Source organism: Phormidium tenue FACHB-1050 (genome assembly GCF_014696925.1).
In the GTDB taxonomy this organism is placed as follows: Bacteria; Cyanobacteriota; Cyanobacteriia; order Pseudanabaenales; family Pseudanabaenaceae; genus Pseudanabaena.
This window is the reverse complement of record NZ_JACJQY010000038.1, coordinates 35,315-57,465: the sequence shown is the minus strand read 5'-3', so window position 1 is coordinate 57,465 and position 22,151 is coordinate 35,315. Positions and strand designations below refer to the sequence as shown.

16 protein-coding genes are annotated in these 22,151 nt (G+C 43.0%); 8 read left to right on the top strand and 8 right to left on the bottom strand.

All coding sequences use genetic code 11. The features are described from left to right. Positions 1–41: 41 nt before the first annotated feature. Together H6G05_RS19160 and H6G05_RS19155 are read right to left on the bottom strand one after the other, a co-directional pair. Complete coding sequence (locus H6G05_RS19160; RefSeq protein WP_190580416.1) at positions 42–887, bottom strand: alpha/beta hydrolase; 846 nt, start codon at positions 885–887, stop codon at positions 42–44. A gap of 7 nt (positions 888–894) precedes the next feature. Beyond that, positions 895–4,950, bottom strand: coding sequence for a hydantoinase B/oxoprolinase family protein (locus tag H6G05_RS19155; protein ID WP_190580414.1), 4,056 nt, complete (start codon positions 4,948–4,950; stop codon positions 895–897). A gap of 222 nt (positions 4,951–5,172) precedes the next feature. On the opposite strand from H6G05_RS19155, the gene H6G05_RS19150 reads away from it, so the two are divergent. Then, positions 5,173–5,772: a heme-binding protein gene (locus tag H6G05_RS19150; protein WP_190580412.1), complete on the top strand. Its 600-nt coding sequence runs from the start codon at positions 5,173–5,175 to the stop codon at positions 5,770–5,772. Positions 5,773–5,961: 189 nt separating this feature from the next. On the opposite strand, the gene H6G05_RS19145 is transcribed toward H6G05_RS19150, so the two are convergent. The 4 genes from H6G05_RS19145 to H6G05_RS19130 all read right to left on the bottom strand — a co-directional run bounded on the left by H6G05_RS19145 (position 5,962) and on the right by H6G05_RS19130 (position 10,422). Then, complete coding sequence (locus tag H6G05_RS19145; RefSeq protein WP_190580410.1) at positions 5,962–6,906, bottom strand: aldo/keto reductase; 945 nt, start codon at positions 6,904–6,906, stop codon at positions 5,962–5,964. Positions 6,907–7,163: 257 nt separating this feature from the next. Next, positions 7,164–8,261 carry a glycosyltransferase family 4 protein gene (locus tag H6G05_RS19140; protein ID WP_190580408.1) on the bottom strand — a complete coding sequence of 366 codons (1,098 nt, stop codon included), beginning with the start codon at positions 8,259–8,261 and terminating at the stop codon, positions 7,164–7,166. Between the two features lie 152 nt (positions 8,262–8,413). Continuing rightward, the gene (locus H6G05_RS19135) at positions 8,414–9,541 is read right to left on the bottom strand and encodes a geranylgeranyl reductase family protein (RefSeq protein ID WP_190580405.1); all 1,128 of its coding nucleotides are present in this window, start codon (positions 9,539–9,541) and stop codon (positions 8,414–8,416) included. A 311-nt stretch (positions 9,542–9,852) separates the two neighbouring features. Continuing rightward, entirely contained in the window at positions 9,853–10,422 is a 570-nt protein-coding gene (locus H6G05_RS19130; RefSeq protein WP_190580403.1) for a hypothetical protein, read from the bottom strand. Positions 10,423–10,574: 152 nt separating this feature from the next. Between H6G05_RS19130 and H6G05_RS19125 the strand changes: the two genes are divergently transcribed. From H6G05_RS19125 to H6G05_RS19100, 6 genes are read left to right on the top strand one after another with little or no spacing between them, the layout of a single operon-like run. Further along, entirely contained in the window at positions 10,575–14,540 is a 3,966-nt protein-coding gene (locus H6G05_RS19125) for a HEAT repeat domain-containing protein (RefSeq protein ID WP_190580401.1), read from the top strand. 9 nt (positions 14,541–14,549) lie between these two features. Beyond that, complete coding sequence (locus H6G05_RS19120) at positions 14,550–14,966, top strand: XisH family protein (protein WP_190580399.1); 417 nt, start codon at positions 14,550–14,552, stop codon at positions 14,964–14,966. Continuing rightward, positions 14,954–15,286: a XisI protein gene (locus H6G05_RS19115; protein ID WP_190580397.1), complete on the top strand. Its 333-nt coding sequence runs from the start codon at positions 14,954–14,956 to the stop codon at positions 15,284–15,286. Before H6G05_RS19120 ends, H6G05_RS19115 begins: the two co-directional genes overlap by 13 nt. An 11-nt stretch (positions 15,287–15,297) precedes the next feature. Then, positions 15,298–15,612, top strand: coding sequence for a HigA family addiction module antitoxin (locus tag H6G05_RS19110; protein WP_190580395.1), 315 nt, complete (start codon positions 15,298–15,300; stop codon positions 15,610–15,612). A gap of 7 nt (positions 15,613–15,619) precedes the next feature. Beyond that, on the top strand, positions 15,620–16,312 hold the full coding sequence (locus H6G05_RS19105; RefSeq protein ID WP_190580393.1) for a DUF433 domain-containing protein: 693 nt from the start codon (positions 15,620–15,622) through the stop codon (positions 16,310–16,312). Continuing rightward, positions 16,309–16,752: a PIN-like domain-containing protein gene (locus H6G05_RS19100; RefSeq protein WP_190580391.1), complete on the top strand. Its 444-nt coding sequence runs from the start codon at positions 16,309–16,311 to the stop codon at positions 16,750–16,752. The genes H6G05_RS19105 and H6G05_RS19100 overlap by 4 nt, the downstream gene beginning before the upstream one ends. A 133-nt stretch (positions 16,753–16,885) precedes the next feature. Here the strand turns inward: H6G05_RS19100 and H6G05_RS19095 are convergent, their stop codons facing one another. Both H6G05_RS19095 and H6G05_RS19090 read right to left on the bottom strand, forming a co-directional pair. Continuing rightward, positions 16,886–18,871 carry a cation:proton antiporter gene (locus H6G05_RS19095; protein ID WP_190580389.1) on the bottom strand — a complete coding sequence of 662 codons (1,986 nt, stop codon included), beginning with the start codon at positions 18,869–18,871 and terminating at the stop codon, positions 16,886–16,888. A 61-nt stretch (positions 18,872–18,932) separates the two neighbouring features. Continuing rightward, positions 18,933–20,519 carry a Ppx/GppA phosphatase family protein gene (locus tag H6G05_RS19090; RefSeq protein ID WP_190580387.1) on the bottom strand — a complete coding sequence of 529 codons (1,587 nt, stop codon included), beginning with the start codon at positions 20,517–20,519 and terminating at the stop codon, positions 18,933–18,935. A gap of 400 nt (positions 20,520–20,919) precedes the next feature. Here H6G05_RS19090 and H6G05_RS19085 point away from each other — a divergent pair, with 400 nt between their 5' ends. Continuing rightward, entirely contained in the window at positions 20,920–22,017 is a 1,098-nt protein-coding gene (locus H6G05_RS19085) for a hybrid sensor histidine kinase/response regulator (protein WP_190580385.1), read from the top strand. The last annotated feature ends 134 nt before the right edge of the window (positions 22,018–22,151 follow it).

Below are 22,151 nucleotides of genomic sequence, written 5' to 3'. Positions count from 1 at the left end.
TTTTGCCTCGTCTGTTAGGTCTTTTAGGTTGGGTAGTTCCTTCATTTCTTTAATTTATCAGCTTTTGCCTTTTTGTCAATTTTCCTACGTTGAGCAATTACGATAAATGTATCGCGATTGGAAGCAAGTCCATGGGAAATAACAATTACAGGCGCAGGTTTCTCAGTTCCTTGAGGAGCATATAAAGTAGCATTGATTGCCATTTCCCGCTCAGGGTTCTGAAAAGTAAATTCGCGTGTTTGCCAAGAAAATTTGCCTTTGGCAACAATTTTATCAGTCGGTATAGGGGTTTTAGTAGTTGCTATTTCATTCTCTGATTGCTTTTGTAGAGCAGTGATCGCTACTGCTTTTCGACACCAAAGTAGTGATAGTTCTCTATAGGCTTCTAATCCTAAGTTTAAATCTAACTCAATCGTTGGTAAGGGAAAACGTCGCAAAACATTAATGGGAGTTAGTCCTTCAGGGCTTGCAGCCGAGAGAATGAGCGAAGATCGTAATGCTAACAATCCATTTTGATAGCCATCACCTTGCAAAATCCTACCCATTCGCTTCATTAACACCAGCCCAATCGGCGAATAGGTGAACTGACTAATCATAATATGGCTAATATCGTAACGGGTGTTAAGCGCTTGTCTAAGTTCAGCCTGTTGACTTGGTGATAGATGATCCAGATAAAAAGCAAGACGTTTGGTAAGTTTCCCAGTTTTCGCAAAGGTTTCAAGATCAGAAATCGGAATAATAAACTGTCCAAAGGGTGGATACCAAAATGAGATCTTTTCGGCGCTCATCGCAGGGGATTGTTTGGTTATAGCAGAACCGAAAGCGATCGCCACTGCCAAAGTAATTGCCAAGAATAACCGATTTCTCTGCTTTAAGAACCGTTGCATATATTGGCTAAGCCCTATTTTGAATTTTGCCATAACCACCACCACTAGGAGTTTCAATCACAAAAGTATCACCCATTTCCATTTGTACTGTGGCTGTGCTAGGTAAATCGGTAATTTCTCCATCAATTCTAATCACATAATTTCGCCCAGTTGTTCCTGACTCACCACCATTTAAACCGAATGGAGGAATAACTCGACTGCTAGACAAAATTGCTGCCGTCATCGGTTCAAGGAACTTAATCCGCCTAATGACACCATTGCCGCCTTTATATTTACCATTGCCGCCAGTATGCTCTCGAATCGAAAACTCTTCCAAAAGTACAGGAAATCGCCATTCTAGAATCTCAGGATCGGTGAGTCGCGAATTAGTCATGTGGGTTTGAATGGCATCCGTACCATCAAAATCCATCCCTGCACCCGATCCACCACAAATCGTTTCATAATACTGATAGCGATCGCTACCAAAGGTGAAGTTATTCATCGTTCCCTGTGAGGCTGCCATTACGCCCAATGCGCCATACAAAGCATTGGCGATCGCTTGAGATGTCTCCACATTTCCCGCCACCACTGCCGCAGGATAAACAGGGTTGAGCATCGAGCCTTCAGGGACAATAATTTCTAACGGGACAAGGCAACCCGCATTAAGGGGAATCTCATCATCAACAAGAGTGCGAAATACATAGAGAACTACGGCTTTGCATACCGCTAAAGGTGCATTAAAGTTATTTCCTAATTGCGCCGAAGTTCCTGTGAAATCAATCCTTGCTGTTCTTTCATTCGCATCTAAACTCACCGATACTACAATCTGACTCCCATTATCAATGGGATAAATAAACTTACGTTCATCTTTTTCCTGTTTCCCTTTTCCTGTTTCCTTGACCAAATTAGCGATCGCTTTCCGAATCGCTAACTCGGCATTGTCTCGCACATGGCGCATATAGTTCTGCACAGTTAATGCACCATAACTAGCAACCATACGCTGAAGTTCTTTTGCGCCACATTCATTCGCTGCAATTTGGGCTTGCAAGTCTGCAATGTTTTGGGCGGAGTTACGCGCTGGATATTGACTAGAAGTTAACAAGGCAAGGGTTTCTGCTTCACAAAAATTGCCACTTTTAACAAGCTGAAAATTGTTAAAGAGAATTCCTTCTTCTTCGATACTCGTACTATGAGAAGGCATGGAACCTGGGGTGATGCCGCCAATATCGGCATGGTGTCCCCGTGAGGCAACATAGAAAATTGGCTGCTCAGTTTCTATAAATACAGGCGTAATTACAGTGATATCAGGTAAATGCGTGCCACCGTTATAAGGATTATTCGTGGCGAAGACATCCCCAAAATGGATATTACCTTGGCGATCGCCTATCAGAGCTTTTACACTTTCACCCATCGAGCCAAGGTGTACAGGAATATGCGGTGCATTGGCAACCAGTTCACCATCACAGTCAAAAATGGCACAGGAGAAATCTAGTCTCTCGCGAATATTGACGCTAGCACTAGTATTTTGCAGCGTAAATCCCATTTGTTCAGCGATCGATTGAAAGAGATTATTAAAGATTTCCAATTTAATCGGATCAGGAAGAGATCCCCCTAAATCCCCCTTATAAAGGGGGACTTGAAGAGAATCTTCTCCCCCCTTTACAAGGGGGGCTGGGGGGGATCTATCTTCAGCTTTAGATAGAGATCCCCCTAAATCCCCCTTATAAAGGGGGACTTGAAGAGAATCTTCTCCCCCCTTTACAAGGGGGGCTGGGGGGGATCTATCTTCGGCTTTAGATAGAGATCCCCCTAAATCCCCCTTATAAAGGGGGACTTGAAGAGCATCTTCTCCCCCCTCTACAAGGGGGGCTGGGGGGGATCTTCTCAAGATCAAACAATCATCCTCATTCAATTCTGCTTCCCAATTAGGCTCGATCGCATTAGTTCCCGTCACATCAATAATCAACGCTGCGCCTTGAATGCGATCGCCCACCCGCAGATCTTCCCGCCGCAAGATGGGCGTTTCTCGCCATGCGCCTGCCATGTAGACTTGTACTTTTTGGCTGTTGGCTGTTAGCTGTTGGCTATTAGCTGTTAGCTGTTGGCTATTAGCTTTTTTCCTTTTTCCTTTTTCCTTTTTCCTTGAAATAATGACTTCTACAGCGATCGCTTCCACCATCAACACTTTATCCGCAAAAATGAAACCATAGCGCTCTTTATGCAATGTCTCAAAATTGGTTCGCAAGTAGTCTACTGTAACTTGTGAATAGAATCTGAGAGGCTCAGTAATTGCCACCGTTAGCGATGAATCTGTACCAGCGTAACGCAATCGCAAACTAGTTTCGATATTTAAATCACCATCCACATTACCTTGCAAAATCTCAGACTTGCCATCTTCGCTTAGTTTTTTGGCAATAGTTTCTAGTTCGGTAAGCAATTCTAGATTTAGCTCTGACTCCACTGTGCGATCGCGGATGGTGCGAATATCTGCTAATCCAATGCCATAGGCGGATAAAACACCTGCGTAGGGATGAATGAATACTTGGGTCATATCTAAGACATCAGCGATCGCGCAGGCGTGCTGCCCACCTGCACCACCAAAGCAACAGAGGACATATTCAGTAACATCGTAACCACGCTGTACTGATATTTTTTTAATCGCCATTGCCATTTTTTCTACCGCAATTTCCAAAAAACCTTGGGCAACGACTTCAGGAGTAACAGCTTGTCCTGTTGCTTGGCTGATGGTTTGCGCTAATTCTGTAAACTTCTCAATTACAACTGTGCGATCGAGTGGTAAATCCCCATTTTTGCCAAATACTTTGGGAAAGAACTCAGGCTGTAATTTGCCGAGCATGACATTGCAATCGGTCACTGCTAAATTACCACCATTGCGATAACAGGCGGGGCCGGGAAAAGCTCCTGCGGATTCGGGACCAACGCGATATCTAGCTCCATCAAAAAATAGTAAGGAGCCACCACCAGCCGCCACCGTATGAATGGACATCATGGGCGTACTTAGCCTGATGCCAGCGACTTCTGTAGATAGCGATCGCTCATAACTCCCTGCATAATGGGCTACATCTGTGGAAGTTCCTCCCATATCGAAGCTAATAATTTTCGCAAAACCCGCCTGCAAACAGGTCTGTACTGCACCGACGATGCCCCCTGCGGGACCCGATAGAATACTGTTTTTGCCTTGAAAAGATGTGGCTTCCGTCAGTCCGCCATTGGACTGCATAAACATTAATTTTGCAGACTGATCCCCCTCTCCTGCGGGAGAGGGGCTAGGGGTGAGGGTCTGAGATTTTGCAGTCTTATCCCCATCTCCTGCTAGAGAGGCGCTAGGGGTAAGAGCCTGATTAAGTTGGGAACTCACCCGATCCACATAACGCTTGAGAATTGGTGATAGATAGGCATCGACAACCGTAGTATCACCACGACTCACAAATTTGATGAGGGAGCTAATTTTATGGGATATAGAAATCTGCGTAAACCCGATTTGCTGAGCTAATTCGGCTAATTTTTGCTCATGCTGAGGATAGCGATAGCTATGCATTAAAGCGATCGCACAAGCCCTAATCCCTAAATCATAGGCTTTTTGTAATTCTCTAATCGCCAAATCCTCATTTAAAGAAATGAGAACTTCTCCATGGGCGCTATAGCGTTCTTCTATTTCGATTACTTGCTCATAGAGCATTTCAGGCAAAACGATATGTCTCGCGAAAATATTGGGGCGATGCTGATAACCAATGCGTAATGCATCCTTAAACCCTTTAGTAATTAACAAAACTGTGCGATCGCCTTTGCGTTCTAATAGGGCATTAGTTGCCACCGTCGTTCCCATTTTAATTGCGGCAATTTGCTCTATGGGAATAGGCTCAGTTTGAGGGATACCGAGAATATCGCGAATCCCCTGTATCGGTGCATCGCTATAGCGATCGGGATTCTCGGATAGCAGTTTATGAATCAGGATTTCACCATCAGGATTTTGCGCGACAATATCAGTAAATGTGCCACCGCGATCAATCCAGAACTGCCACTTATTATTGTCTTGGCTCACTTTCGCTGAACTCTCAATCATTGTTATCTACATATTCAAGACTTATCAGTATTTATAGCACTTTGCTTTATCGCAAAAAACAAAAGATAAGTGTCAGTGCTTCGCACTGACACTTATCTTTTGTTTTTTGCGTAAGTTAAAGAGGATTTGGAGACCAAATCCCTACATTTTTATAAAGGTAGGGGCTTGGTCTCCAAGCCCATATGCTTATACATAGTTAGAAATACCTCTTACAATAGAAATATGAAACTTTCTACATTGCTCATCATTGTTGGTGCGATCGCCCTTCCTATTGCATTCTTTGCCGTAAAAAAAGCTATGTCTGCTCCTCTACCAGTCGGATTTCCCTCGCCTACTCCCCACGACACCATTGAAGTTAAGCAATATCCTGCCTATCGCTCAGGTACATACACCTATGAAGGCAACCTTAACGATGCTACCAGTTATTCCTTTAATCCGTTATTTCGCCACATCAGCAGTAACAATATTTCCATGACTGCTCCTGTCGAGGCTCGATACCCGATCGCTACTATCGATCAGCCCATGCAACAAGGCAAAGCTAAGGTTTCCTTTTTGTATAACAATAACGAGATCAAGCCACAGCAAATATCTCCTGATATTCAAGTAGAAGACCATCCACCGATGCTCGTTGTCAGCTTAGGAATACAGGGAGCCTATGGCTATGGTAGTTATCCCGAACATATTGCAAGGTTAAAACAGTGGCTAGTTAATCATCCAGAGTATGAAATTATTGGTGAACCACGAGAATTTCTCTACGACTCTCCCTATACGCCATCTCCGTTAAAGCGTCGCGAAGTCCAAATTCCCATTCGCAAGCGATAATGAATCCTCAAGAAGTACCACGCAAAGCGCGGCACTTCTTGAGAACCAAGAACTCAAGTTCTTGGCTAAAAGCTCAAGTCCACTGAAGTGGACTACAGAATATTTCCAGCAACCCGTTTCAACGGGTTTGAACTTTTAGCCCGCACTTGAGTGCAGGGCTACTGCGTAAGTCCTTTAAATAATTAAGGATTATATTTTTGGCGCTTTGAGGCGGAGTAGTTCTACTTCTTCAGGTGTTAATGACCAACCTAAAGCACCAGCATTTTGTTTGGCTTGATTGGCATTTTTCGCCCCAGGGATTGGGATGATATTTCCTTGAGCAACAAGCCAATTTAAAGAAACCTGAGCCAGTGTTTTATCATATTTTTCAGATAGATCCTTTAGCGTTGAGAATAAAGGCTCTAGCTTTTGCAAGCCATTAGGACTAAAGCGAGGATCAATGCGTCGAGCACCTTGAAGAGATTTCACTGATTCTGGTGTATATTTCCCAGTCAATAAACCTTGAGCAAGGGGACTATAGGCAAGAATCGTCACTCCCAATTGTCTCGCCTTTTCGAGAGTTCCATTCTGCTCAATTTGTCTAGTTAATAAAGAGTAAGGAACTTGATTCACCGCTAGCGGAATGCCCTTTTCGGCAAGATATTGATGAGCTAGCGCCATTTGAGCCGCAGAATAATTGCTGACTCCCACCGATTGAATGCGTCCTTTTTTCACTTCCTCCGCAAGAACTTCCATAAAGTCCTTGGTCTTGAGTAGAAATTCTAAAGGCCAGTGAATTTGATAGAGACTAATTTGCTCTGTTTGTAAACGCTCAAGACTAGCGGTTAGAGCCTCAGCGATCGCTGATCTTTGCCAACGCCAAGGTAATGGAAAATATTTGGTGGCGATCTGTATTGGTTGCGAAGTTTGCTTACAAAACTGACCAATTAAGCGTTCTGACTCACCAAATCCATAGACTTCAGCAGTATCAAAAAACGTGATGCCTGCATCAACAGAAGCTTGAAATGCTTCCGCTACATCTTTTGCTCCAAAATCCTTGCCGTAAGCCCAAAACAGGGTATCACCCCATGCCCATGTTCCCACACCTAGCGCGGTTACAGTTGGACCATTGGAGCCGAGCTTGATAGTTTGCATATGTCTTTGATTAAACTTTTCTAAATAATTACTGATGTTACGTGGAAGGAATTCTTGCGATGGCGTAAGTCTAGGGCTGGCACGGGGGCGCAGCCCCTACAAGATCTAAAATTTACAGGTAGGGGCAATCCCCCCGTGGTTGCCCTGTTATGCTAGCAGCAAGAGGTTCATTATCTGAGTTCCACGTAACATCAGTAATTATAACAATCATCCCAAAGAGGATGGCGACGCTTCGCGTCGCCATCCTCTTTGTTTTTTTAGATGATTTGCGTCTTGCCATAGCTTGAAATCAGTTTGTCAAACCATTTTTCTAGGCGATCGCCCCATACTTCTAAAGAATATTCCGCTTCAAGTTGTTGGCGACAGGTAACGCGATCGATTTGGTCTAATTTAGAAATTGCTTCAATCAAACCAGACACACTTCCCATTTCCACAAGAAATCCTGTTTTGCCATGCCGAACGATCTCAGTAAGTCCTCCAGAACGATAGGATATTACAGGCACACCACAGGCAAACGCCTCAATCGCAGCATTCCCAAAGGCTTCAACCCAACGGGGAGTCATTAATAAAGCACTACATTGTCCTAGTTTTTGTTGCAAACCATCAGTAGATAAAAATCCTTCATAATGAAGTTCAGCTTTAGGAAAAGAAGCCTGAATATCCAGCCAATAGCTCTGATCTTGAATTAATCCGAAAATATGCAAAGGGAATCCACTTTCCTCTGCGGCTTCGACAGCATCCTCTAAACCCTTTTCGGGAGAAATACGTCCGACCCATGCAAGGCTTGGTTTATCTGGCTTAGTGACAAAATTATATTGCGTTACATCAATCCCCTTACCCATAATCATCAGGCGATCGCCATGACTAAAAGTATCCGCACAGGCGCGAGTATTAACGGCGATCGCATCAGGGCAAAGCGCGGAAGTTTTCGATACCATCGCATCCATTACAGGCGAAAGTGACGACATGCTGATCCAATGAGCGATCGGGCGGCGAAAAAATGGTGTGAGGTACAGAGGTAGCCAATCATAGGCAAAGTTAAATAACAAATCAAACTGATCCTGTGATTCCCTCGCATAGCTCCACATATTTTCGAGAACCGAGTTTTGAGGAAGGACAACCATATCAGCGCCCACTTGAGTTTGGGCTGAAGTTTGGATGGTTCCTGCTATTTGAGTCAGTTTAGTGACATTGGTAACGGAACCTTCAGGCGCGACGATTTCCACTTCATGCCCTTTAGCCATTAAAGCTTTCGCCGCATTTTGCAAGGTCAATTCCACGCCCCCACCGATTCCTGATCCCAATGCTCCCACAGGAGTAGATAGAAATAGCAATCGATAATTTTTTTTAGTCATATTTTTATTGGGAAATTTTCTATTAAATAAGACTTACGCAAAAGAACTAGATGTAGGGGCAATTCATGAATTGCCCCTATGATGGAATCAGGATCTCAGGGCATTTTTGCGTAAGTCCTATAAAAGAAGAGGTGGCAGAGCCACCTCTTCTTTTACTTCATGCCCATTAAGCCCTTAGTTAGGCGCTTAATGGCGGCTCCTGCCACATCACGATAACGCATCTCACCACAGAGAATTTTCCCCATGCGTTGACTAGCACTAGGACGCTTCACTCCCATCTTGTAGCCAAAACTAGGAATGCGATAGAAAATATTGGCAATGCGTTGCGCCCATACCATGTCTTCTCCCCATTCTTCTTGGACTTTGAGAGTATATTGCTTGAGCGCATCAGCATTACCACCGATCGCTTCATCGATCGCTTGACCAGCAAACATACCAGTTAAGAGCGAAGGACGGATGCCCTCCGCCGTGAAGGGATCAACAATACAAGCCGATTCGCCTGTGAGTAGGGCATTTTGCGTATGCAGTGGTTGGTGACCATCCCATAGGCAAATGGGATGCCCAAATTGCTTCATGGAAGTGACGTTAATTCCAAATTCCTGAGCATATTTCGCGGCAATCTCCTTGAGATTTTGCTTTTCGCCACCGATAAAAGTCCCTGCTCCGATGGAATAACCGTCAGCCTTTGGGAAGTTCCAAATATATCCATTTTGAACAGAGCCAAAATCAAAGTGAGCAGCACTGACATCGGGTGCTGGGTGCGGGGCTTCGACTTCGAGAGCTGCTCCCATGCGACGCTTGCGCTCTTTAAATCCTAGCCATTTTGCCATGGAGCCTTTTGCCCCATCAGCGGCGATCACATATTTGGCTTCAAATACATCATTTTCGGTTTTGACTAACCAGCGATCGCTTTTCCATTCAATACCTGTAACGCCAGTATTATCGCGAAGTTCTACGCCTAGTTTTTGGGCTTGCTGCACAAGGTAATGATCAAAAACATCGCGACGCACCATCCAGACGGGTTCTTTGGTTTCAAGGGCGACAAGTTCAGGATCGCCCATTTGCCATGTGTAGCGAATTTGTTGGACTGTCAGAGATACTGCTGGCGAAAAGTCAAAGTCAAACCACTCTTGTACCATCGGCGAAACGCCACCACCACAGGGTTTGTAGCGAGGCAGGCTCTCTTTTTCGAGTAGCAAAACTGATCGTCCTCGTTTTGCCAAATGATAGGATGCTGAACCACCAGATGGACCTGCTCCCACAACAATGCAGTCGTACATAAGCAAAATTTTTTAGGTAAATGTACAAGAAAATCCTTTAGATTTTACCCCTAAAAAGTAAAGTAACGCGCGATCGCCTTTTGGCTTAAGCAAGTAAGCAAAAGAAAACTGTAAAGTCACAGATCCCCGACTTTTTTTGTAAATTTGCAAGTTGACTTTGCTTGCTTAGAAAAAGTCGGGGATCTTAAACCTGTGCTGTTTAGGAAGCTTGTTTGATTTTTAATCTAAAAAAGTTATGATATAGCAAATATTTCGCCGCTATGTCCTATGGGGTTGATTTACGGCATGGGTGCTGAGATTTGTTTTGATAGTTATTTGCGATCGCTATTCGGCAACTCATAGGGATCAATGGCATGATCTCTCAGCCATGTTTTCAGTTCATTTAATTCACGGCGGATCTCATCATCAATCGCAAAACCTTCACCCAAACTAGAAAGTGCTTGTTCAAGAGCTTTGATTTTTATCGTAGTTGTATCGTTGCGCTCTTGTTCTGTCCGAACCACACCAAAAGCATTGTCAAATCTACGCTCTAGAGATTCAGTAGCAAGGGCAATTAATAGCGAAAAGGCTTGTTTGTTACCTCGATAGCACTGATAAACCCAGTAGATAACCACGACCTCTAACGGTAAGCCTCTAAAGCGACTTTGACCGCGTGATTGTTCGCTATCAATATCAAATATCGCGGGCGTATAGCCCTCTCCTGCTAAGCGTTCAAAGGTCTTAGAGTCCAAAAATTCGCGGGCGTTTCGTTCGCTTAATCCTACTAGATCTGCTGCTTGAGTCTGAGACATTCGATAACTACCATCGGGTAACATAAAAGCATCGACAGTTAATGCGCCGATCGCAACGGTGGCGCGGGTTGCTTTAATTGATTCACTCATGAGTATTTTGCTTTTGGTGGTTTGTGGTTGTGTTTGGGAGGCGATCGCTATTTCAGTCGGAATATTTTAACTTGAAAATTTAAGCTAATATTGTTGCAATTCCTCACGCGAAGATATTGTCGCCGCTATGTCCTACGGGGTTAATTTACGGCATGGGTACGGAGATTTGTTTTGATGGTTATTTAGAGTCAGTGGTAGCAACCTGTCATGAATCATTGCGTTTGTATACGCTGATGGATGACGACTGTGAGCAATCTCAACCTGATTTTTTTGAGCTAAAGATGCAGGTTGTACAGCCACAACCAGAAAACAAAAAGGGATCTAAGCAAGAGGCGGACAAAGATCAAAACGCTGAGCCACCAATACCTGTACTTGAAATATACAAGTATGCACAGGATCATGTGTTGTTGATGGGGAAAGCAGGTTCGGGAAAATCAACAGCTTTACAACAGTTGCTATTGAACAAGGCTCAGGAAGCTCAAAGCAATTCAGAAGCTTTAATTCCTGTGCTAGTAAAACTACGCTCTTGGCAAAGTTTCCCCTCTATAATTGCTTTAATCCAAGACGTTTTGGAAACTGGTATTCAAAGACGGCTAAATGAAGAAACGATAATAGATCTTTTGTTTGCTGGTCGTTTACTGCTTTTGATAGATGGTATAAACGAGTTACCTTCCTATTTTCAAGATCGGAATCCCAGTCATGATGTAGAAGCTTTTCGCAAGAAGTATCGAAAAACACCGATGATTTTCACGACTAGGGTGCTAGGGGTGAGTCGTAACTTGGGGATTGCTAAGCAAATGGAGATGCTGCCATTAAGCAATCGCGAGATGCGTCAGTTTATCGAAAAGTGTTTGCCTCAGCAAAGTGAGCAAATGTTAAATCGATTAGGCGATCGGTTGAGGAGACTTGGCGAAACGCCTTTGCTGTTGTCAATGCTATGTGATATTGCTCGTCAGCGAGAGGATGGACTTCCAGCAAGTTTAGGCTCTCCATTTAGAGCATTTGCAGACTCGTATGATCATAAAATCCAAGGGGATATTCCAGTTGATGATAAATACAAACGTTGGTTGCCTGATTTACTCCCGCAGATAGCATTTGCAATGATGCCCCAAAATGATCCTCATGGATTACGGTTAGAGATCCCTAAGTTTGAAGCTGAGAATATTCTTGCAAAACTTTTAGATAATAAGAAGCTTGATAATCCCTGTGATTATGCTAAGCAATGGCTAGAAAATTTATTGAAGTATCATCTTATTCAAATAAAAACTGATCAGATAATTGAGTTTCGTCATCAACTAATTCAAGAATATTATGCGGCTGAATACTTGCGAAAGCAATTAGACAGCTTAACTAATGAGGAGATTCAGAAAAGTTATCTTAACTATTTAGATTGGACAGAATCTCTAGCGTTGATGTTGGATTGCGAGGATAGAGAGGATCAAGCGGTGAGTCTGGTACGGCTGGCGTTGGATGTGGATTTGCGGTTGGGGGCGAGGTTGGCTGGTGCGGTGAAGTATGGGTTTCAGGAGAAAACTGTTGGGTTGTTGATTCGGGAAATAGAAGAACGGAAAATTCCTAAGTTATATGCGATAAAGCTTTTAGGAGAAACGAGATCTGATGTTGCAATCAATCTTGTCATTCTTAATCTCGGATATATAGAACCTTATATGTGCTGGGAAGCAGTGGAAGCATTTGTTAATATTGGTAGCGATAAAGTGGTAGATTCTCTTGTTCATGCTCTCAAAGACACAAATTCTTATATGCGTTGCGAAGCAGCAAGTGCGCTAGGTGAGATTCGCAGCGATAAGTCAATTGAGATTCTCAGTGATGCTCTTAAGGATGAAGATGTTTATGTGCGTAGAAATGTAGCAGATGCACTAGGTAAGATTGCTAGTGACAAGACAATTGAGCCTCTCTGTAATGCTCTCAAGGATGAAGATGTTTATGTGCGTAGAAATGTAGCAGATGCACTAGGTAAGACTATTAGTGACAAGGCAATTAAGCCTCTCTGTAATGCTCTCAGCGATATAGATTATTATGTGCATAAGAATGCATCTGAAGCACTAGTTAATATTGACATTAACATAGCAATTGAAGCTCTCAGCCACGCTGCCAAACATCAAGATTTTGTTGTGCGTTGGAATGCTACAGGATCATTAGGTAATATTAGTAGTGACAAGGTAATTGAGCCTCTTATCCATTCCCTAAATGATGAAGATTTTGGCGTGCGTAGAAATGCTGTACAGTCATTAGGCAAAATTGATAGTAACCAAGTAATCGATCCTCTTATTTATGCCCTCAAAGATACAAATCCTGATGTACGAAAAAAAGCAGTAAAAATATTAAGTAAAGCTGATAGCAACATTGACAGAATAGTTGAAACTCTTATTTGCACTTTCGAGGATGAAAATGTTGATGTGCGTAGAGAAGTTATAAAAGCATTAGAAAATATTAGTGGTAATAAAGCATTTGAGACTCTGGTTCATGCTCTCGAAGATGAAGATATTTATGTGCGAAGAAATGCCGTAAAAGCATTACAAAATATTGGTAGTGATCAGGCAGTTGTCGCTATTACTACAGCCCTCAAAGATCAAGATTGTAATGTGCGCTGGGATTCTGAAACTGCATTAATTATGATTAAAAATGAAAGCGCAACTGAAGCTATTTTTCCTAATTTAGAAAATGTCGATTCCTATATGCGTTGGAAAGCGGTAGAAGAATTGGGTAAGATAAGTAGTGATAAAGCAGTTGAAGAACTCATTCATTATCTTACAACCGATATAGATGAATGTGTTCGGAGGAGAGCAGCATCAGAGTTAGGGAAGATTTGCAGCGACAAGGCAGTTGAAGCGCTCATTCACGCTCTTACAACGGATAATTTTAGTGTACGTTTGGAAGCCGACAAGGCACTAGTCAAAATTAGTAGTGATAGAGTTATTAATGCTCTTAGTCATATTCTCAAAGATAAAGATTCGTGTGCGCGTAGAGAAGTAGTAGGGATATTAGTCAAGATTGCCAATGAAGATGCTGTTGAAGCACTCAGTTCCGCTCTCACAAATAAGGACTTCTATACTCATAGTAACGCAGCAAAAGCATTAGTCAAGATTGGTAATGATCAAGCTGTTAAAGCACTCAGTTCTGCTCTCAAAAACAAGAACTTATTTATTAGAGGTAACTCAGCAAAAGCTTTAGTCGAAATCGGTAATGATAAAGCTATTGAGTCTCTTTTTTCTGCATTTAAAGACGAAGATAATGATATAAGTTGCAATGCAAAATGGGCATTAGAAAAGATAGAGAATGACAAAGTTGTCATCTGTCTTATTGATGCTCTCACGGAAGAAAATTCCGATATTCGCTACAAAGCATCAGATGCATTAGGAAATATTTGTAATGATAAAGCTATTAAGCCTCTTATTATTACCCTTGAGGATCTAGATTCCAATGTAAGCTGGAGTGCCGCAGAATCTCTCAAAGATTTTATTAAAGCTGATCGCAACTTACCCATCCTCACCCAACAACTCCCCCATCTCCTCACCCTTATCCCCACAGAAGCCAGCCAACAAGCCCTCTCAGTCATCACCGCCATCCAAGCCCGATGCAAATACTACAACTACAAGATCTACGATACACCTTTGCAGGAAACAGAAAATCATGCTAATCCTTTAGAGAACACTTTAAAGGAACTCACTAAAGCTATTAAAAATATGCCAGACGAACCTAAACAAGACTCACCTAAATACGATCTTCGCGGAGCTAAAATCGGTAAATTGATCGATAATATCGGAGTTTACAACGAAAATAATTTTGCCCCTGAGCAAAAACAAAATCTAGCTGATGCAGCTAAAGAAATTCAAGACTTACTCGATCAATTAGCTAAAACCTATCCCTCTGCAACTGAAGCAGAAGCAAAAGATATCGTTAAAGCTACATTTGAAGAGATTAAAACAAACCATCCTGACAAATGGAAAATTCTCTGGACACAAATTCTCAACCCAGAACGTTGGCTAAATGGTGGTAAAGCTGCTCTCAGTGAAGCTACTAAACACTACGCCGAGAATAGTGTCATCTTGAAAGTTACAATCGCCTTTTTTGATGGATTTAGCGCCGATGAGGAGTAAAAAAGTAAAATGTCAGCAAAAGATCTTTTTCACGATGCAGTTAGACGAGGGTTAGAAAAAGACCATTGGCAAATAACTGACGACCCACTAGAACTTGAATGGGAAGAAGTTAAAGTTAAAATTGACCTAGCTGCCGAGCGCTTGATCGCCGCCGAACGAGATCAACAAAAAATTGCAGTTGAAATTAAAAGCTTCATCAGCACATCCGCTATTAGCGACTTTCACACAGCACTGGGGCAATTTCTAAACTATAGAATTATGCTAGAAGTTAATGAACCCGATCGCCAACTTTATTTAGCAATTCCCCTAGATGCCTATGAAACATTCTTTCAAAGCCGCTTTGCCCAAGTATCGATTGATCGCTATAAGTTAAAGCTGATTGTTTATGAACCCATCGCTGAGGAGATAATCAAATGGATAAACTAGAAAATTACCGTCTATACATTCAAAATCTTCTGGAAAAGCATAGTCATTTTAAAACTCAAGACGATGTACAGAGTGAGTTGATTTTTGACACCGATCGCGATCGCTATCAACTGATGCGTATTGGCTGGAAAGGCTTGAAGCGGGTCTATCATACTGTTCTGCATTTTGATATCAAAGACGGAAAAATCTGGCTACAGCAAAATACAACTGATATTGACGTAGGACAAGAGTTACTAGAGTTCGGTATTCCCAAAGAAGATATAGTGCTAGGTTTACAACCTCCCTATAAAAGACCCTATACAGGCTATGGAGTGGCATAGAAGTATTAAATATGACACGCATACTAACCCATCGCCCACCAACCCACGCAGGGGAAATGTTACTAGAAGAATTTCTCATTCCGTTGGGATTAACACAGCAAGACCTAGCCAATTCCATTCACGTCCCCTATCAAAGAGTAAATGAAATCATCAATCGCCGCCGAGGCATAACCTCAAGCACCGCCCTGCGCCTAGCTAAATTCTTTTCCACATCACCAGACTTCTGGATGAATCTTCAACAATGTTGGGATCTATATCACACTCAACAAACGGAAAATGATGAATTACAAACTATTCAACCATTAACAACCTTAGCGATCGGCTAAATCAAAAATGACCAATGCAGCCAAACTTCAAAACCTTCCAGCCTATACAGTAGCCGATGCCGCTCGTTACCTGCGAATTCCATCGGGTACATTACAAGCTTGGCTACATGGGCGTACCTACAACACTAAAGACGGACAACAATTTTCCGCACCGCTGATCCAGCGTCCCAGCACCGAGTTTTCACAACTATCATTTATCAACCTCGTAGAAGCCCATGTATTACGAGTGATTCGCCAAGATCATAATATCCGTCTAGACAAAGTTCGCACTGCCCTTGACTACATCGAACGTGAATTTGCCACCCCACATCCCCTCGCAAGCATCGACTTCCAGACCGATGGCGTAAACCTCTTTGTCGAATCCGTAGGAAAACTGATTAACGCCTCCGAAAATGGACAGTTAGCCATGCGCCAAACCCTCAACCAACTTCTCAAACGCATCGAATACGATCGCCAAGTTGCCATTCGCCTATTCCCCAACCTGCGCCCAAATCAATCCGATAGCCCAAAACTTCTTGTTTTTGATCCCACCGTATCCTTTGGGCGGTTAGCGATCGCTGATACAGGCATTCCCACATCCATCGTTGCCGAACGCTATCGAGCAGGAGATTCTATAGATTTACTTGCTGAAGACTACGGCTGCACAAGACTCCAAATCGAAGAAGCAATCCGCTACGAACTCCCTCCTCAAAGCGCGTGAATAAGAAAAACACTGATCAGCCTATCTTTTTTATAGATAGAGCCTTAGGCAAAAATTTAGTCAAAATCCTACGCAACGCAGGCGCAAATGCCGAAGCGCATATCGATCATTTTGCCCCCAATTCTCCAGATGTCGAATGGCTACCCGAAGTCAGTCGTCGAGGATGGATTGTCCTGACAAAAGACGCTAATCTGGGACGTACACCCTCCGAGCAAATAGCGATCGCTAGTTCTAACGCCAGAGTTTTTGTTTTAGCGATTGGAGATGCAAGTGGTGAAGAAATGGCACAAACTTTTATTCAGGCTATAGACAGCATCAAGAGATTTATCAAAGGGAATCAAGCTCCTTTCATCGCAAAAGTTTATCAAAATAGCAGAGTGACAATTTGGCAAAACCACACAAAACTTTTGAAGATGCTACAACGATCTAATGAATTGTAAGGATATAGCTATAGTCACCTGCATTAGGACATAAAACCCAAGAATCGAGTGGCGGCGCTTCGCGCCGCCACTCGATTCTTGGGTTTTGGAGTACTTTAACAACCAATAAAATTGCTAATCAATTGCTTTACATTTAAGGCGATCGCCTATTTAAAATATCCTTTGCCATCTTCAAGAAATAATCGGGACTAGTAGAACTATCATTATTTTTATTGCTGCGTGAACCAGCTCCATTAGAATCACTAGTCTTTTGGGCTATGTCTAGATCCGAAAGAACCATTGGTGTGATGTCTAACGTTTTGGGTGGTAGAACTTCGGATTGAGCAGGGGGTAAAGCTTTAGGAGTATATAACAAATATAAAATGCGATCGCCTTTTTCCCATGTCATATCTGCGGATACGATTTGTAATTGACCTTTGCGCTCAAACAGCAATGGCAGCAATATTCCTGCATTAAACATCGTATTAAAACGATTTAACTGCTCTTGTAGTTCTTCTTCGGTGAGCAAAAATTCACCCACTCTTACTTCTCTTTGTAAAACGTATTGATTCCAAGTTTTAATCGGAACACGGGCGCTAAAAGCTTGCTGGACTTCTGGCTCACCATTGCGATCGCTCTCAGCCTCTTTGACATAAACAGCAAAAACTCTGGGTGGTTTAAACTCTTTGACCGCAAGTTGAGCAATCACGATATTCACATCGGTATTAATCGTCAGAGCCACAAAGGTTCCTACTGAGTCAAGCCCTGCTTCAGCTAGAGACTTCGCATCTAAACCATTGCTCACAAAAGCGGGAATATCATACTCAGCAGCTTGTTTGCAAAGTTCCGCACTAGTGTCAATGATCGCCACCCGCTGTCCATTCGCTTGAAATAGTCTCGCCACCAAAATTCCAATGGGATTACTGCCGACAACCACCAATCCAGAAATATCAGGCTGATTGAGTCCTAGAAGTTTCGCCACCAATTTGGCGGATAATCCTTGCAAAAACACCGTCATCGCGATCGTCAGGAAAACTAACGCCTTAATCGATTCACCACCATTGACTCCGCGTTCGGTTAATAAAATCGAAAAGAGCGAAGCTACCGAAGCCGCCACAATCCCTCTCGGCGCACACCATGACAAGAAAGCCTTTTGTCGCCATGTGAAGCTGCTATTCCATGTACTGACAATCACATTGATCGGACGGACAATAAACATTAGAAAGAGAACTGTCTGCACCCCACCCCAACCAAGGGCAAAGATACTAGGAATGGAAAGATTTGCCGACAGTAAAATAAATAAAACGGAAACTATAAGAGCTACAAGTTGACTCTTAAATTTAAGCAAGTCACGACTATTGGGAATTTCGGAAGCCCGTAAGACAAGCCCCATCAAGACAACGGCTGTTAGTCCCGATTCACTTTGGATTTCTTGAGCAATGCCGAATAGTCCTAAAACCGCCGCCACGACCACCGCACTTTTAGTATCTTCGGCAAGAAAAGCCGCACGTTGCAAAAATTTACCCAGTAACCACCCTGCGATCGCCCCTAGCACACCACCAACCCCTAGCCGCAAGCCGAGATCGCTAACCACAGCAAAGGCACTAGAAGTTGGGTTTAAGGCGACATCAAGGACGACCACAGCTAGCACTGACCCGATCGCATCAATTAACACTCCTTCCCCTTCGAGAATCGTGGCAAGGCGGCGATCGAGTCCCACTTCTTCAATAATTGGATTGATTACTGTCGGTCCTGTCACAACCACCAAAGCCGCATATAAAAAAGCGATCGTCCAAGGAAACTCACTCAACCAATAGGCAGCAATGCCACCACCAATTAGGGTAATCAAAGTTCCAATTGTAATTAAATTGCGTAAACTTGCCGAAACCTTGCCCAGTTCCTTTAGTTGGAGATTCAGTCCCCCATCAAACAAAATCAGAGCTACAGAAATCGAAACGATCGCCTCTAAGCCATCCCCCAATAAGCGTGGCTGTACTAAATTTAAGCCATTTCCTCCCAGCGCCACACCAAAAATCAGCAGAAATACAATGCTCGGCACACGAAAAAAATTCGCTATGACACGGGCAAAAATCCCTGCGGCGATCGCAATAATAATGATTAAAGAAAGGGAGCCTTCCATAATATAAATCTCAATAGAGAGATTCGGCACTAGAGAGATTTAGCACAAGTGCCAAACCTTTCTACTCTAAGGACACTGATAGCGTAACGTTAAACTGAGTCTCAAACGGCTGTTTCTTATAATCAAGACTCCAAAGCTCTAGGGTACAGGGATCATGGGACTGCCTAGGCGTGAGTTGTAACGAGCAAGCACGAGTACGCGGATTACAAACTACCCGAATCGCGGCGATCGCGCCAATTTGCCGACGATCGAGGGCTGTTGCTAAACGCAAAAACGTACTCGCTTGACGTACAAATAGCTTTAAATGCTCATTATCTAAACGCTGGAAATTGTCATGTTTTTTCTTGGGTTCACTCTTACGGTGATAACGAGCGAGATTGGCGATCGCCTCAATCTCAGACTCGGTATATCCCAATAACTCACCATTACGAATCAAATAATAGGAATGCTTGTGGTGAGCATCGTGACTGACGTGATGCCCTGCGTTATGCAGCATCGCCGCTGCCCAGAGCAGATGTCGCTCATCATCACCCCACTCATGGAAAATTCCCTTTGTTTGATCGAATAAGCTCAGCGCATGTTCCGCCACATGTTTGGCGTATTTCGTATCAATGCCATATTTATCAGCAAGTTTGAGAATACTGCGATCGCGAACTGTACTTTGATAGCGCCAACCATCCTCGATATATCCATGACGAATCATCCAATCCACCACCAAGCCTTCACGTAAGGCTCGTTGACAGAGCATAATTTTGGGAACTCCCAAGAGACGCATGGTTTCCAAGAGAACTATGGCTCCCGCCAAGATAATCTCGGCTCTCTTTTGCCGAACCATGACTGTGCGTTCTTCTAAATTCGCTCGACGTAACCGCCAGACGATATTTTCTAAATCAGTAAAGGGAAGCTCATAACCTTGCAGAGGATTAGGAACTAACCCTAGCTTTTCCTTGGCATGTAAAGAGATCAGCGTCTCAATTGTGCCAGATGTACCGATCGCCTTTAGCGTTTTGCCGTCAAGTTTGTCCTTAAGCAAAAATCTCAAATCATCAGTAGGACGCTCAATCGAGCCAAGAATATAACCCAATAGGCGATCGTATTCCGTTTGAGAAATGGGATCAGTTTTAACAAACAAATCCGTTAACCTAACTGCGCCAATCTTAGTGCTACTAAGATGCATCGGATCGCGACCATCTCCTAGGATCATCTCCGTAGAACCACCCCCAATATCAATCAAAAGATGTGGCTCATCCTTAAGTTCCATCGCCGAAATAACACCTAAATAGATGCGTCTAGCTTCCTCCTGTCCTGAGATAACTTCAACATGCAAGCCTATTTCTTCATAAATGCGGCGGATAAAATCATGACCATTAGGAGCCTCTCTTGTCGCACTCGTCGCCACAGCCACGATTTCTTCAACCTTAAAAGTACGACAAATCTCTTGACATCGCTTAAGAGCTTCTAGCGATCGCTTCATCGCATCTTCGGTCAAGTTTCCTGTTTGAGCGCAGCGCTCCCCTAGTCTCACGGTCGCCTTCTCTGACTCAATCACACTAAAACTAGGGATCGAAGTCTGAATTTGCACAATCACCATATGAATGGAATTTGTGCCAACATCGATCGCCGCTAAGGTTTTGACATCTGAAGTCATGAGCTGTTTCCGCGAAATTAATTACAAACCCAAATACAGTATGGTTAAACCCTTACTAAATTTGGGAAATTATTTTGTACAAGTACTTAAGTCATGGTAAATGAAAACCTGTCAGAATAGAAGCTATAGTCAGTTAATACCAAAACACTAAGTGGCTTCGACATTTTGTGTTTTTAAAATCTTTGCTGGGTTTAGTTTTCAATTTACAAAAGTGTGACGACACTTTTGTAAATTGGTATAACCTAGTCCACAAATTTACAGCTATTTCTGATCAAACGAACCACAAGAAATTTTTGGAAAGTGCGACAAAACAAATCTTTTCACAAATTTCTTGATTCGGGTTTGAGCGCAAAGTACTGTAGATAGTTATTAGCGCTGTCCCAACCCAAATAAAAACATTATGGGAAATAAACAAGTAATTTTAGTTGTAGATGATGAGCCAGCTAATTTTGATGTAATTGAAATTTTGCTGTTTAAAGAAGGATATGATCTGCACCATCGGGACAATGGAGCAGATGCGATCGCCTCTCTTGAGAGCATTAATCCTGATCTGGTTTTGCTAGATGTAATGATGCCAGATATGGACGGCATCGAGGTCTGTCAGAGGCTTAAGAATGATCGCCACTGGCAGCATATTCCGATTATTATCGTTACCGCCCTATCGGATAAAGAAGATCTCGCCCGTTGCATTGATGCAGGAGCCGATGATTTTATTAGTAAGCCAATTAACAGCACTGAACTCCGCGCCCGTGTGCGATCGATGTTGCGGATCAAGTCGCAATACGATCACATCCAAGAGACGATCATGCTACGCGAAGAAATGATGCAAACCATAGTCCATGACCTTCGTAATCCTTTAATTGGCATTTTGTTGGGGTGTGACTCTCTCAAAGTATTGGATCTACCCGATCGCGCTAAAAAGAGAATAGTCCAGATTGGTCAAACGATTGAGCAAATGCGTTTGCTGGTGGATGATATTTTGACCATCGGTAGGATCGAAGCGAATAAACTCATTCTCAATCACAGTAAATTTGATATAACCGAGGTAGCAAAGTTAGTGATTGCGGATTTTGAAGCAATCTCCAATGATAAGCAAATTCAAATCTTGGGTGAATTTCCCACAGAGCCAGCTTACATATCTGGCGACAGCCCTTTAATTCGACGTGTATTAGGCAATTTAGTAGATAATGCCCTGAAGTTTTCCCCCCATCAAAGTTCTATTATTCTCAGAGTCGAATGTTTGCCCAAAAATCCTGATCGCCAAGATTTGATCAAGATTGAAGTCATTGACTGGGGCATTGGCATCAGCCCCGAACAAAAACAAATCATCTTTGAAAAGTATGAAGTTGGCAACATTGTGATGGGGGTCTCTCAAATTGGCTTAGGACTCTCTTTCTGCAAAATGATGATTGAAGCCCATCGAGGAGCGATCTCCGTGACCAATAATCAACCTAAAGGCTCAATTTTTACAATTTTGCTAGACAGATATTCAAAATAGAGTGGCAAGATTTGCGGCGCTGTTTTGTTTTTTGGTTCATATACTTAACGCACCCCTCATCCCCCAACCCCTTCTCCCGCAGGAGAAGGGGAGAAACATTAAATTTCTTGTTCCCCTCTCCTGCGGGAGAGGGG